This is a genomic window from Bacillus sp. SIMBA_026 (assembly GCF_046535335.1).
Taxonomy (GTDB): Bacteria; Bacillota; Bacilli; order Bacillales; family Bacillaceae; genus Bacillus; species Bacillus velezensis.
On the sequence record NZ_JAWRWX010000001.1, the window covers coordinates 1,107,175 to 1,121,628 of the forward strand.

Consider the following 14,454-nt stretch of genomic DNA (forward strand, 5'->3'; position numbering starts at 1 on the left):
TTTATGAAATTAAAGTCCTTTTACGAGATCTTCAATGCTTGATAGTGCTTGAGCGGTCAATTCTGTATGGCTGTAATCCGTTAATGTTTTTTCCCGCTCTTTCTTGCCGGAACAGTGGGCGATGATGTCCTCGAGGTGAGTATGGAAACAATTCATGAAGAACTCGACTGCCCCCGGTGCAAATACATCTGTATAAACGGCTTTTACCTCCAGTTGCCCGGCCGCCACCATCGCGTTAATATCCAGATCAAACTCGCGGATGCGCCCGGCCGCTATATCATGCTGCGGCTTGAACGGAGACATCTTCAGCGTTCCTCCAAGACCGTCAAACGCACCGAGATAGTTAAAGCTTATTTCTGGGTCTTTATAAAGAATGTTTCGCGAATATCTCAGCAGCCCGTAGCCGGTTCCGTGGTGAGGAACCCGTCGCATCATGTCTTTTACCGTCTTTATGCGGTGAGCGGTTTTTTCGCCTGAGCCGCCCGGCACTCTCATATCCAAAAGCACCGGGTAAACAGATGTAAACCATCCTGCCGTTCTTGACATATCAATGTCAGGTATATGCCCCTGGCGACCGTGCCCCTCAGTGCTGATAAGCATCTGTTCAGAACCCGTCCACTCATGAAGCGCCATTCCAAGCGCCGTTAAAAGCAATTCATGAACATCCGTTCCGTATGCCTGCTGTGTTTCCAACAGCAGCTGTTTCGTGACTTCGCTGCTTAATATCCACGATGCAGTGCGCGCGTTTTCCTGCAATCGTCCGGCGTTTTCATCAGTTATTTTCGGAAGCGGCGCTGTTTCACTAGACATCACGCTGTCCCAGTATGCGGCTTCCTCCAGCAATGCTTTGCTTTTGGCAATGTCAAAAAGTTCTTCGGCATACTTTATATAAGAATCGCTTTTCGGCGGCAGGTCGATTTGTTTGCCGTCCAATGCCTGCTGATAAGCTGTCTGCAGATCTTCAAGCAATATCCTCCATGACACGCCGTCCACGATAAGGTGATGAATCGTTATAAGCAGATGGTCGGCTTCCTTCTGCCTGAACACTCCGAGATGAAGCAGAGGCCCCTGATCAAGACGCATAGCCTGCTGTATTTCTTTTTCCTCAGCGGCTATCCGTTTTTCGGGCTGCGTTTCTTCTGAAATATCTATGACGTTAAGCGTAAAGATTTCTTCATACTGCTTTGTGATTCCGCGATTATATTGAACCGTTTCCCCATGCTCATTTTCAGTGAAGGTCATTCGCAGCGCATCATGATGTTCTGTCAGCGCGCAAACCGCCTGATACAGCGCATCTATTTCGAGGCTGTCTTCACTGCACAGCATGACCGCTTGGTTATAATGAAGCTCAAACGCACCCGGCTCCTCAAAAAATCTCTGCTGGATCGGTGTCAGCGGAGCGCTTCCTTCTATCGGCCCCTGATCAGCCATTGCAACAGCCGGCGTGAGGTGCTTCGCGAGTTCTGCAATCGTCGGGAACTGAAACAAATCGCGGATCGACATGTTCCAGCCTTCTCCGGCGAGTCGGGCTGACACTTGAAGCGCCTTAATGGAATCTCCCCCAAGCTCAAAGAAAGAGTGATGAATTCCCGCTTTCTGAACATGAAGCACATCTTCCCAAATCCGGCATAACATCTCCTGTTTTTCATCGCCGGGCGCGACAAATGCCTGTGATGAATGTATCTCTTCTGCCGGCAGTGCCGATTTATCAAGTTTGCCGTTCAGTGTCAGGGGCATGCTGTCTAAACCGATAATATGAGACGGCATCATATAAGCCGGGAGCTCCTGCATAAGAGACTGGCGGAGTGATGAAATATCGGCCTCTTTAGGAACGATGTATGCCGCTAATCGGGCTTGTCCTTCAGCATCTTTCATCACGGTAACAGCCGCTTCTTTGACTTGATCGTGTTTCAAAAGCACACTTTCTATTTCTCCCGTCTCAATTCTGTATCCTCTGATCTTCACCTGCTTATCGATCCGCCCTTTAAAACGAAGAGTTCCATCCGGAAGCCAGCAAGCCTGATCTCCGGTTCTGTAAAGCGTTTCTCCCGTTTGTAACGGGTCACTGAATGCGCCCTCTGTCAGCTCAGGCTGTCCCCAATATCCTTTGGCGACGCCGGCGCCCCCGATATACAGCTCTCCGAAAACGCCGATCGGCTGGACCTGTTTGTCTTTGTTTAAGACGTACATTTGCACATTCGGAAGCGGAACACCGATCGGCACATCATCTTCCCGCGGCTCTTCGCTCATTTTAGCTTCATAATACGAAGAATCAATTGTCGCTTCTGTTACACCGTAGCTGTTAATGATCCGCATTTCTTTTCCGAAGCGTTCTTGAAGCGTATAAAAATCCTGCGACTTGATCATATCTGAACCCAGTACAAGTATTTTTACACTTTGCAGCGCGAGGTTCCGGCGATATATATATTCCATAAACGGAACAATCAGCGCGGGTGTCGACTCCATAAACGTGATACGGTGCTGATCAATGAGCTGATAAAGCTGTTGTGGCTCAAGCCGGACGTCATCCGGACAAATGACAAGCGTTCCCCCGTTTAGCAGGGCGCGTGCAAGATCCCCTGAAAATACATCAAATGAGAAACTCGCCATCTGCAGCACTCTGACTGGTTTACGATCAAGCTCATAAATTTTCCGCCATGCAAGTGCTGCATGCGTAAAGCTGCGATTTCTGACTTCGACTCCCTTCGGCGTTCCCGTTGTTCCCGAAGTATATATGATATATGCAGTATCATCCGGAGACGCTGCCGGCTGAATATTCTTTGCACAAATATCGTATTGATCTTCATGATCGAGCTGAATGAGAAATAAATTGTTATCCGTCAGCTGTGAAGCAAGTTCTTTGTATTCTGACTGCACCATCAAGACGGATGCCGCGCTGTCTTTTAATAAATAGCGAATCCGTTCCTCAGGATAATGGGAGTCAACCGGTATATACGCCCCTCCCGATTTCATGACCGCAAGAACACTGACGATCGCTTCAATTGAACGGTTTGCCAATATAGCTGCTCTTTTTCCCGGACCGAATCCATTTTTGTGTAATGTTCGCGCAAGCCGATTTGCCCGCTCGTTAAGCTGCGAATAGCTGATCTGTTGTGTTCCTTCAATAACAGCGGTCTGATGAGGCGTTTCTTCTGCTTTCTCTTCAAACAACTGGTGAAACAGTTTGTGTTTTTCCATGAATTCGGTTTGTGTGTTATTAAACTCAATCAGTAACTTTTGTTTTTCTTCTTCATTCAAAATGTCAGTTTTCGATAGTGTGACTTCCGGTTCGGCGGCAACATGGCGCAAGAGATTCAGTAAGTGGCCCATCCAGCGTTCAATCGTTTCTTTCTTAAAAAGCTCGGTGCTGAATTCCATTTCAAAGCGGATGTTTCCATCGGATTCAGCCGCTGATAAGGTCAGGTCAAAACTTGATACATCATGTTCGGTATGCTCTGATCGTGACGCCTTCAGACCGGTCAGATTTATCTCCTCTCGCTCCATATTCTGAAGAATAAACATCGCATCAAACAGCGGATTTCGGCTCATGTCCCGTTGCACCCCGAGCTGTTCCACCAGCTCTTCAAACGGGTAGTCCTGATGCTCATACGCTTCAAGCGCCGCCTGGCGGACTTCCGCCAAGTAATCGGTGAACCGTTTGTCTCCTTTCGGCTCCGTTCTGACGGCCAGCGTGTTGACGAACATGCCGAGAATCGGTTCAAGGTCTTTGTGCGGACGCCCGGCAATCGGCGAACCGACGATGATGTCTTCCTGCCCGCTCAATTTCGCGAGTAACGTATTGTACGCGGCGAGAAGCACCATATACAAAGTGGAGCCGTGATCCCGGGCGATGCGGTGAAGGCCGGATGCCGTTTCAGCGTCAAGCGTGCACGATACGCTGCCGCCCGCAAAGCTTCTGACAGCCGGACGGGGCTTGTCAGCCGGAAGCTCAAGCACCGGAAGCTCTCCTTCTAGCCGCTTCAGCCAATAGGCTTCCTGTTTCTGGTACCCTTCTTTCTCCTGAAACGACCGCTGCCAGACGGCATAGTCTTTATATTGAAGGCGCATCGGCGCAAGCGAACGGCCTGCGTACAGCTCGCCGAATTCTTTTATCAAGGTGTTGACGGACACACCGTCAGAAATAATATGATGCATATCCGTTAATAAAAGATGGTGTTCGTCTGATTCTTTTACGAGGGCCGCGCGGAAGAGCGGCGCTTCTTCCAGACAAAACGGCCGGACGAATGCGTCAGCTGACTCGGCCTCATCCAGCTGAAACGGTACGCTGTCATGGATGCGCTGCACCGGTTCGCCGTCAGGCCCCGTTTCAAAGGACGTTCTGAGCGACTCATGCCGCTCCACAAGCTGCCGGAACGTCTCCTCCAGCCGGACACGGTCAAGCGGGCCCGTCAGTTCCAGCACAGCCGGCATATTGTAGCCGACACCGCCATCTTCAAGCTGTTGGAGCACATACATCCGTTTCTGCGCCGAAGACACCGGGTAGGTGTCCTGTTTTTTCGCAGGCTGAATCGCTTCATACGGGCTCTCTTCCAAGTCCTGAATAACCGAAGCGAGTTCTTCCACCGTCGGCCGGGCGAAGATGTCCTGTAACGGCACCTGAACACCGAACTCTTTGGCAATGCGGGAGACGAGAGCCGTCGCTTTTAACGAATGGCCGCCCCGCTCAAAAAAGTGATCCCGGATGCCGACGGGGCCGTTTTTCAGCACCTCTTCCCAAAGGGCGCAAAGCTTCATTTCCGTGACGTTCCGCGGGGCGGTGTACGCCCGTCTGTCTGCCGCTCCGCCGGGAGCCGGCAGCGCGCGGCGGTCAAGCTTTCCGCTCGGCGTGACCGGCCACTCGGTCATCTCTATAAACTGAGCCGGCATCATGTAAGCCGGAAGGCGTGTCGCAAGCTCCGCCCGCACGTCATCGCTTTCCCGTCCTTCGATATAGGCGTAAAGCGCGGTTTCGCCGTGTTCGGTCCGGGCAGTGACCGCCGCCTCACGAATGCCATCGATACGCCGGATCGCCGCTTCGATTTCTCCCGGTTCAATCCGGTAGCCGCGGACTTTCACTTGTCCGTCTGAACGGCCGAGCCATTCAACAAGGCCGTCTTCTGTCCAGCGTGCGATATCGCCCGTCTGATACATGCGTTCTCCCGGGTAAAACGGATCATCGAGAAAACGCTCCTCCGTCAGCTCAGGCCGGTTCAGATAGCCCCGGGCCACCCCTGTCCCCGCGATGTACAGCTCTCCTGCCACGCCCGCAGGCTGGATGGTTCCTCCGCTATCTAATACATACAGACGGGCACCCGGAACGGGTGTACCAATCGGAAGCCGCGTCCGTCCGCTGTCCCGTTTTCGGTCACAGACGTAAAACGCCGCATCAACCGTCGCTTCTGTCGGCCCGTAGCCGTGAATAAGCATGGTCTCCGGCAATAGATCGGCAAACCGGGCAGCCGTAAGCGGTGAAAGAGCTTCGCCTCCGGCAAACACGCGTGTCAGTGTTCTGCCGAGGCGTGTTCTTGTTTCCGCAGGCTCCGTTTCCAGCGCGTCTAAAAAGCTGTTGACCATCGCCGGAATAAAATGCGCGGTCGTCACCTTTTCGGAGGCAAACGCTTCAATCATCCGCACAGGATCTTTCTCCCATCCGGCAGGAAGCAGATACACGGAGGCGCCTGACATTGTCCACCAAAACAATTGCCAGATAGAGGCGTCGAATGAAAAGGATGATTTCAGCACGATAACATCCTCTTCCGTTAACGGAAACTGCCCTTGCATCCCTGATAAAAAGGCGGCGGCCTGACGGTGTTCAACAGCCACTCCCTTCGGTGTTCCCGTCGAACCGGACGTATAAATGATATAAGCGAGCGAATCAGCATCCGCTTCTTCAGAGACAGCCCCTGTCTCCGCCTCACTTGTCAGAGAAGAAAGAGACGCTTCTAGCGTTTCTCCGGAAAAACCGGGAACGGATAATCCCGGCTGTGCAAGCAGGAGACAAGCGCCGCAGTCGTCGAGCATATAGCGTAGCCTGTCCTCAGGATAGTCAGGGTCAAGCGGCACGTAGGCGCCGCCCGCTTTTAACACGGCAAGCACTGAAACCACCATCTCCGGCGAGCGTTCAGCGAGTACGCCGACCATGCTTTCTTTGCGGATGCCTTTTTGGCGGAGCCGAACGGCGAGCCTGTCCGTGTACTGATCAAGCTCGGCGTACGTCAGCATACCGCTCGGAAAACGGAGCGCCGGACGATGGGGCGAAAGCGCGGCGCGGCGGGTAAACAGCCCGTGAAGCGTCGGGGCCGGCGGTTCAGCCGTTTCTGTACGGTTAAACGCAGTTAACACCCGTTTCTTTTCTTTTTCATCCGCCATATCAATATGCCGAATCAGCCGGTTTGGATTTCTAACGGCATTTTCAACGATCGTCAGCAAATGAGTTTGAATTCGTTTAATCGATGTTTTAGTAAATAAAGCGGATTGATAATCAAAATTCAGCTCAATCAATCCCGTATCTGTCCGTTCCTTAATTAAAATGGACAGCTCATTTGCCGTATGCCCGCTGAAAAACATCGCCGTTTCATAATCGAAACCTTCTGCCTGACGCCACGCGAGAGGCTGGTATTGCATCGAAATTCCGATGATATTTTGCAGGTCGTGATGAATCTGCCTTAATTCATTGACAAAAAGATTGTAAGGATATTTCTGGTGCCGCATAACAGACAGCTGCTCTTTTCCTACGCTGCGGACAAAGGACAGGAACTCCGCATCAGGATCTGCCGTCATTCTGATCGGCAGTGTGCTGACGAACATGCCGAGCATATCCTTTTCGAGCCTGGAGCCCCGGTTTCCGTAATAAGTGCCGATGGCAATATCCTTTTTAGCCGTCAGACGGCTGATGCATATGTATAACGAAGCCATAAACAGTGAGATGATGCTGACATTATGATCTTTGCAAAAACGCCGGATTGATTGTTCTAAGGAGTGAGAAAGAGTGATTGTATCTCTGGAAGCCGCAGTGCTTTGTCTAAGATGAGAGGTTCGTTCCGCCAGTGAAAGGTGTTCCGGAACGGTTCGGTATGTTTCAGTCCAAAATGAACGGTCTTTTTGAAAACGGGAAGACTGTAAGTATTGCTGTTCTTTTTCCATGTAGCTGAGATAGGAAGGCCTGTGATGTTCAGCTAAATCCCCGCCCCGCATGATCTTTTGGTAGATATCAATGAGCTGGTTGCCGAGCAGGTTGAGCGAGATGCCGTCCATGATAATATGGTGAAATTTTGAATAAAGCCAAACTTCTTCGTCTGACATGACAAGAAGAGTAAATTGATACAGAGGTGAATGAAACAGCTTGAACGGAACACGGGTCTGCGTGTCAATCCATGCGTCCCGCTCTGCCTGATCAGTATGAGTAAAATCAACAGTCTCTAGAGAAATCGGCCGATGCCCCGCAAGATACAGCTGGGGTTCTGATCCGTCCCCTTCTGTCAGTTGAAACCTGAGCGAATCATTTTGCGAGATAGAAAAATCTAAAGCATGGCGCAGTACGTCAAAATCGATATTCCCCCTGAATTTGACGCACGCCGCGAGATTGCAGATACTTGTGCCCGGCTCGAGCAGCTCTGTAAACCAGACTCTTCTTTGGGCGTGAGTTAAAGAATAAACAGTGTTCTTCAATGGAATCCCTCCATTTCAATTTAAGAGGATAAGAAAGTGAAATAATTACAACTAAAATTCGACAGCATATGACTAAATCATCCATATAAGCATTATTTTAAAACATATTTTAGAAATCACAATAAAAAATTAAATTTTCTCTAACATTTTTTAGAATATAGTATATATTCCTCACTTCATTTATTCATTTCTATAATCTTTATACCATGTAAAACGGTATGTATGCACACTGTAAACTGGTTCTTAAACACTATAATAAGGAATAAAATGTATAATTAATTGCGCTTTTAAAAAGGTTTTGCCTCCTGAAAAGAAGTTTTACGTTAAAAAATGAAAAATCGGTGAACAAGTAAGAAAGTAGCATGTAAAAAAAAGGAAGTATATTACCGATATTACTTTTTGAAAAGATTGATTCATAATCGCAATATAATGTTTTACAGACATCAAAAAAAGCCGAATCCTCTAAGGATCCGGCCCTTCTTATTGATTTGCCAGCACGACTGCGATTTTGTCTTCAATTTCTTTTCCGTCATCTTCGTCAAGCAGCCCGTTTTGAAGCACGGAAAAAATAAGCGTATCTCCTGTTTTTGTGTCTGCATAGCCGGCAATCGAACTGACTGATGTTAGTGACCCGGTTTTCGCTTTAATTTTGCCCTCCGCCGGGGTGCCCTTCAGCCGATTCCGGAGGGTTCCTCCCGTCATTCTGTCACTTGCGCCCGCGACAGGGAGCGACCGAAGGAAAGACGGGTACCACTTTTCTTTCTGAACCGCATACAAAAGCTCTCCGATTTGGCCGGCGGATACGCCGTTAATATGAGAAACGCCGGATCCGTCTCTTGCAATCAATTCATCCGGATTCAGCCCGAACGATTTGAGCTCCGATTTCATCACGTCCAAGCCCTTTTCCCAGCTGCCCTCCCCTTTTTTCACTTTTCCCATTTCCTTGATCAGAATTTCAGCGTGCCCGTTGTTGCTCAGTTTCATAAATGGGATCAATAATTCTGAAAGAGGCATGGATGTCCGTGATGTGACAAGCTGGGTGCGGTGCGGCATTCGCCCTGTTCTGATTTTCCCTTTTACAGTTATACCCTGTTTAGTAAGCGCTTGTTTCCATAAATCTAAAGCATAGGACGACGGATCCCACACCGCCGCCCATTCTCTTGCCTGTGCCGAGCCGGCAGGTATAGTTCCCTTTATCGTAATCACATTGCCACCGTGCTCCCGTTCAACCGTCAATTCTTTCTTTTCATCAGAAGCGACGGTTTTCACTTCATTTTTCACACAAACGACGTCCGTATGGGGAGAAATCGAAATGCGCGGCTTTTTACCGGGCTGTTTTGCCGGGCTGATTTCCGCAATCACCGTTCCGGTATCATAATCCTCATTTGGGGAAGCGGTAAGAGCTGATACTTGCGCGCCATAATATTGGCCTTCATCGCTCCACGGAAGATCAACTGAATACCTGGTATCGTCATACCACGAGTCATCCCCGACCAGATCTCCTTTAATGACATGGATGCCTCTGGCTTTGACCTGTTTAGCCATCTTCTCAAAATCAGAAGCCAATAGGGTCGGATCGCCTTTTCCCCTGAGATAAAGGTTTCCGCGCAGCTGTTTTCCTTTTACGGCGCCGTCTGCCCGTACTTCTGTCTTAAAGGTGTAATCTTCTCCGAGAACGGAAAGCGCCGCAGATGCCGTCAGCAGCTTCATCAGTGATGCAGGCCTCAGCCGCATATCTTCCCGGCTGCCGAACAGCACCTCCCCTGTTTTTGCTGACCGGATACTGACGCCCGCTGAAGCCCCCTTTAAAGCAGGTTCTTCATCCAGAATGTGTTCCAGCTCTTTTTGCAAAGTATTTTTTTGTTCAGCCGCCTTAGCCGCATCATCAATATAAGGAACTGCGGCAATGATCAAAAGCAGAATCACCGCGCTCAAGCGTTTCACATATGTTTTCAATGTTATCCGCCTCTTTCCTATTCTTCGTCATGCAAAATGGTGATCCTGGATGACGCAGCCGCTTCTTCGCCCGGTTTCAGAATCTGAAGCCCTGTCAGTGATGCAGGCTGATTCAAATTAAATGCATCTGTAACGGAAGTATAAGGCTCAAGACTGACAAACCCCTGCTTTCCGTCACCGTTATATACCACCCAATGCTTGAAAGACATGTCTGCCTGATACAAAACGGATAATTTATCATCCGGATGATAAATAACAGCTTCGTTATTGCCGCCATTCCGTCCGGAAGAAAGAAAAACATCGTCAAACTGTTTATTTTTCAAAGACATCCCCTGACGGAACGCTTCTTTATCAGGCACATCCAATAAACGGCCCGTCGGCACGAAACGTTCATTTAATTCCCACATGCGGTCAGCCGTCAAAAATAGACGAGATCGCTTTTCATTGAAAACAAAAGTTGAATGATAGCCGAGCCCCCAAGGAAAAGCCTCCGTTCCCTTGTTGATTATCAGCGCCCGCTGCGTAAACACATTGTCTTTTAATGTATAGGTCATCCGGACAATGACATCGTGCGGAAATTGTTTATGAACACGGGGAATCTTTGAAAGATCAATTTCTGTTTCGACTGTCATTCCATCCCCCTCTTCTTTCGCTGCCGCCGCTTTCCAATGCTGATTGTGAAGAAAGCCGTGAATATGATTATGTTTATCCTCTTCGTTTATCTCGAATTGATACGCGCGGCCGTCAAAACGAAACGTCCCATCCGTAATCCGGTTCGGCGGGAATAAAACGGGAATGCCGTACAGCATCGGTTTTGCGCGGAATTGCTCCGCAGTTTCCGGTTCTCTCAGAAGCCGCATACCGGTTCTTTTATCCCGAAGCGATATGACATTTGATCCCCACTCCGGCACAATGATGCATTCAGCCTGATCAGTCTCCGCTTTAATGGCTGAAACCCCTAAATAAGTCGTATGTTCAATCGTCATAAGCACCTGCCCTTTCCTTGTTTTCTAGCATGTATAGGAATTCCATTTTCTAAACTCATTTTCCTTCTCTAAAAAAAACATCGCCCGTATGAACTGAGCGATGTGCGGTAAAACCTTATTGAATCAGCCGGGTAATCTGTTTTTTCTTCCATACAAATCGGTAATATCCGTATTGCAGCAGCAGGCTGACGACAAAAGCCGCCGGATAACCGACCCAAATGCCGAGAATGCCGAGATTCGTATAATGAGAAAGAATAAAGGCCACAGGCACTTCAATTCCCCAAATCGCAAAAATACTGATAATCGTCGGCCATAACACCGTACCGCTCGCCCGCATTGTCGCTGAAACGATCTGAGCGTGACCGAAAATCAAATAGCTCCAAAGGGTAATCATAATCAGATTGCGGGCAATGTGGAGTGTATCCTGATCGGTTAAAAACAAAGCCAGTATCTGCCGGGAGAAGGTATAAATCAGCACAATCAAAACCCCGCCGATCAAATAATTCAGGCCGATGCCGACTTTGATGACCTGCTTCAGCCGGCCGAATTGATTAGCTCCTATGGATTGGGCGGCAAAAATTGAAACGGCGATACCGAGGCTTACCGCCGGCATCTGCACATAACTCGCCACTTGGTTGACAACCCCGTAAGCAGCCGTCGCGTTTGATCCGTAATGATTGACAAATGAAATGACCGCAATTTCAGAAAGTGACACGAGAATCATATTGATGCTCGACGGAATACCGAGACGGAGTAAAAGCGCAAGCAGCTTTTTGTCCATTTTAAGAGAACGGAGCGCAGTCCGGTCAAATGCCAATGGATGTTTCCTTTTCCGCAAATAAACCATGAGTACGATAAAGGTCACGATGTTTGAAATCACGGTTGCATACGCCGAACCGTAAATGCCGAACTTCGGAAGTCCGAAAAGCCCGAGAATCAATAAGGGCAAGAGCCCAATGTTTATGACTGTACTGACGATTAACGTATAAAACGGAGTCTTTGAATCTCCCGTTCCGCGTAAAAATGTCGTATACGCAAAATATAAAAACATCAGCGGCATTGCACAAAACAAAATGCGCGCATATCGGACACTGACATCTAATACGTTTTCCGGCGTTCCCATGAGCTGCAGAATATCAAGCGTAAACACACTGCCGACAACTGCCAGGACAACACCAAGCATAAAAGTAAAAGTCAGTGTAGTGCCGACAATCGCCTTCATCCTCTCTTCGTTTTTCGCGCCGTAAGCCTGCCCGATCAGAATGGAACTTCCCGAACCGATTCCGATCGTAAAGGAGATCAGCAGAAAAAACAGCGGAAAAAAAGACGATACGGCGGCAAGCGCATCTACCCCGAGCCACCTTCCGACAAATACCATTCCGACCAATTGGCCGACAGATTGCAATACATTGCTTAAAAGCAGCGGCACTAAAAACAGTGACATCGATCGCCAGACAGACTGGCCGCGGCCTTCCGCTGTTTCTAAATGATCTTGTACTTCCATATGTAGGACTCCTTTTTTGATTTTCTTCCATTTTATTATTCAGCAGACAGCTTGTAAAAACCTTTTGTTCAATGAAACTCTTTATCTTTTTCTCACGTCTTACATGGAAATAAACCATAAAAATAAAAAGTCCGGAAAATATTTCTGAAAAGGTATTGTAATCTCACCGTAATTATTGTAACATTTGTAACATAAGAGAAAGAGATTGATTGAAGGAGAGATTATATCATGAAAAAATGGCTATTATTCCTCACTACTATTACATTGATTCTGTCATTGGGCACTGCGGCGACCGCAAAAACTTCACCTAATGACCTTACACAAAAACAAGCACTTCAGCTGGCCCTGTCAGCGAGAGAACATTTCTGGAACACAATGAGCGGCGGTTCGCTTAAATCAAAAGCAAATTGCACATCTGAACCGTTTGAATATCAAAATCTGCAATATGTATTTATGTGCAAAGACCTCGGAACAAAAGCGAAAGCCGTAAAATATCTGACACCCGCTTTTACAAAGCAAGCGATTGACAAAGGGCTCAAAGATTACCACTTCACTGTAAAAGACGGCAAATTGGCTGTTCCGGTCGGCGACGGAGATAACCTCCTGAATTGGAAAAAAGCAAAAATGACTCTTCTTTCCAAAAAAGGAAGCGCTCAAACATACCGCTTCACTGTACCGACTCTTGACGGTTCTCCGTCAGCAAAACGTGATGTAACATTCGTAAAAGAAAACAACGCTTGGAAAGTCAATCAATTTGATGCTGTCATATAAGAAAAAGCCCGCTTGCTTACAGCGGGCTTTTTTCACATCTCATTTCCACTAGGTTCTCACAAAATATTCAACTCAAAACCCCCTTGTATAACAAGGGGGTTTTGGTTTTACCGACATTATTAATCTGCACCTATCTTATGCCGAAAACGCTCTAGGAGAGATTCGAACTCCCGACCTGCAGTTTAGGAAACTGCTGCACTATCCGCTGTGCTACTAGAGCCTGCTTCTATTATAGTAACGCTGGCGGCCGTTTTTTTCAAGTCTACAGCCCTCCGAACACTTTATAGGCGGCTCTCGTCGTATCTTCATCTATTCCGATATAACGCATTGTAATAGACGGAGAAGAATGATTCAAAATCCTCTGCAGTTCAGCAATGTCTTTTGTCCTCTGATAAAAATGATACCCGAACGTCTTTCTAAGCGTATGCGTCCCGATTTCCTCTAACCCGCAAGCGGCAGCCGCTTCCTTTAATATTCTGTATGCTTGAATCCGGGATATGGGCTTATTCGTACGTTTCGATTTAAACAAATAGTCATCTTCTTTCATGTCTTTTGTATAAGCGTATATGTCGGCCTTTAAAGACTCCAGTATCAGAATTTTTCTTTTCTTTCTCGTTTTGCTTTCGGTTGCCCACACATGGTCTTTGTTCCTTACATCCCTCACGCGAAGCGGCAGAACATCAGAAATCCGCAGTGCGCTGTTCATGCCGAAAATAAATAAAAAATAATCACGATCACTTTTTTTCATTAAATACTGTTTGACTTCCTGGATCTTCTCCAAACTTCGGATCGGCTGTACGATATGCATCAAAAAACCCCTTATAATTGGTAAAGTAACATATTGAGCATTATGTTACTATTATAGCTGAAACCCGTTGAATGATAAAGGGTAAAGAGTCTTATGTAACATAATATACATAGTGTTACATAAGGTGAATCAGATACACAGTTTCAACAAATTCCTCAAAAACATCGTTTTCAGACCGATGACAAGCTTTTAAACAAATTTATACTTAAGGTATTAAAAAATGAAAACAACGGCCTTAAAATGAAATCTGAGCATCCGTTTTTTTGTGAGTAACCGGAAAACTGCAAAAAAAAGACACAATATGAAATTGTGTCCTAATCTTCATCTTTTACATCAATGTCCTCAGGAAGCGGCTCATTTAAAAACTCTTGAATCATTTCCTTATATTTTTCCAGCTGCTCGAGATGGGTTTGAAATTGTTCCTTGTTGATTAAATATTGCTGTCCGTCATGGACGGCCCTTATTTTATTCGTCAAAACAAGATTGTGCACATATTCTTCAGGAAGACTGGTAAACTCAGCTGTCTCTTTGATCGTTAAATACATGGCTCACGTTCCTTTCATATGTCATGTGAGTGAATTCTGTTTTGTTTATTGTAGCTTATTTTTTGTCTTTATGCTTGTTTCACAGCTTTTTCAGTCCGGTTTCCCATTTAGCCTATTTGCGACTGATTACATTCACACAGAAACCCCAACTTTTTGCACACCGGACTATTCCGTTTGTCACTTGTGAAAACAGCACATTTTACTTACTCTATAATT

7 protein-coding genes and 1 tRNA gene are annotated in these 14,454 nt (G+C 47.3%); 1 reads left to right on the top strand and 7 read right to left on the bottom strand.

Annotation, left to right across the window (positions count from 1 at the left end; translation table 11 throughout):
• Positions 1–9: 9 nt before the first annotated feature.
• From SB847_RS05035 to SB847_RS05050, 4 genes are all read right to left on the bottom strand, one after another.
• The gene (locus SB847_RS05035) at positions 10–7,668 is read right to left on the bottom strand and encodes an amino acid adenylation domain-containing protein (protein WP_410577426.1); all 7,659 of its coding nucleotides are present in this window, start codon (positions 7,666–7,668) and stop codon (positions 10–12) included.
• Positions 7,669–8,148: 480 nt separating this feature from the next.
• Positions 8,149–9,624, bottom strand: a complete 1,476-nt coding sequence (gene dacB, locus SB847_RS05040; protein WP_410561919.1) for a D-alanyl-D-alanine carboxypeptidase/D-alanyl-D-alanine endopeptidase — start codon at positions 9,622–9,624, stop codon at positions 8,149–8,151.
• Positions 9,625–9,641: 17 nt separating this feature from the next.
• Positions 9,642–10,610 carry an aldose 1-epimerase gene (locus tag SB847_RS05045; protein ID WP_410561916.1) on the bottom strand — a complete coding sequence of 323 codons (969 nt, stop codon included), beginning with the start codon at positions 10,608–10,610 and terminating at the stop codon, positions 9,642–9,644.
• A gap of 115 nt (positions 10,611–10,725) precedes the next feature.
• Complete coding sequence (locus tag SB847_RS05050; RefSeq protein WP_410561913.1) at positions 10,726–12,114, bottom strand: MATE family efflux transporter; 1,389 nt, start codon at positions 12,112–12,114, stop codon at positions 10,726–10,728.
• A 228-nt stretch (positions 12,115–12,342) separates the two neighbouring features.
• Here SB847_RS05050 and SB847_RS05055 point away from each other — a divergent pair, with 228 nt between their 5' ends.
• Positions 12,343–12,885, top strand: coding sequence for an IseA DL-endopeptidase inhibitor family protein (locus tag SB847_RS05055; protein ID WP_410561911.1), 543 nt, complete (start codon positions 12,343–12,345; stop codon positions 12,883–12,885).
• 147 nt (positions 12,886–13,032) lie between these two features.
• Here SB847_RS05055 and SB847_RS05060 read toward each other — a convergent pair.
• The 3 genes from SB847_RS05060 to SB847_RS05070 form a co-directional block, all read right to left on the bottom strand.
• Positions 13,033–13,105 (bottom strand) — tRNA-Arg (locus SB847_RS05060).
• Positions 13,106–13,147: 42 nt separating this feature from the next.
• Positions 13,148–13,693 carry a site-specific integrase gene (locus SB847_RS05065; RefSeq protein WP_003153850.1) on the bottom strand — a complete coding sequence of 182 codons (546 nt, stop codon included), beginning with the start codon at positions 13,691–13,693 and terminating at the stop codon, positions 13,148–13,150.
• A 314-nt stretch (positions 13,694–14,007) separates the two neighbouring features.
• Entirely contained in the window at positions 14,008–14,238 is a 231-nt protein-coding gene (locus SB847_RS05070; protein WP_003153848.1) for an excisionase family DNA-binding protein, read from the bottom strand.
• Positions 14,239–14,454 lie beyond the last annotated feature (216 nt).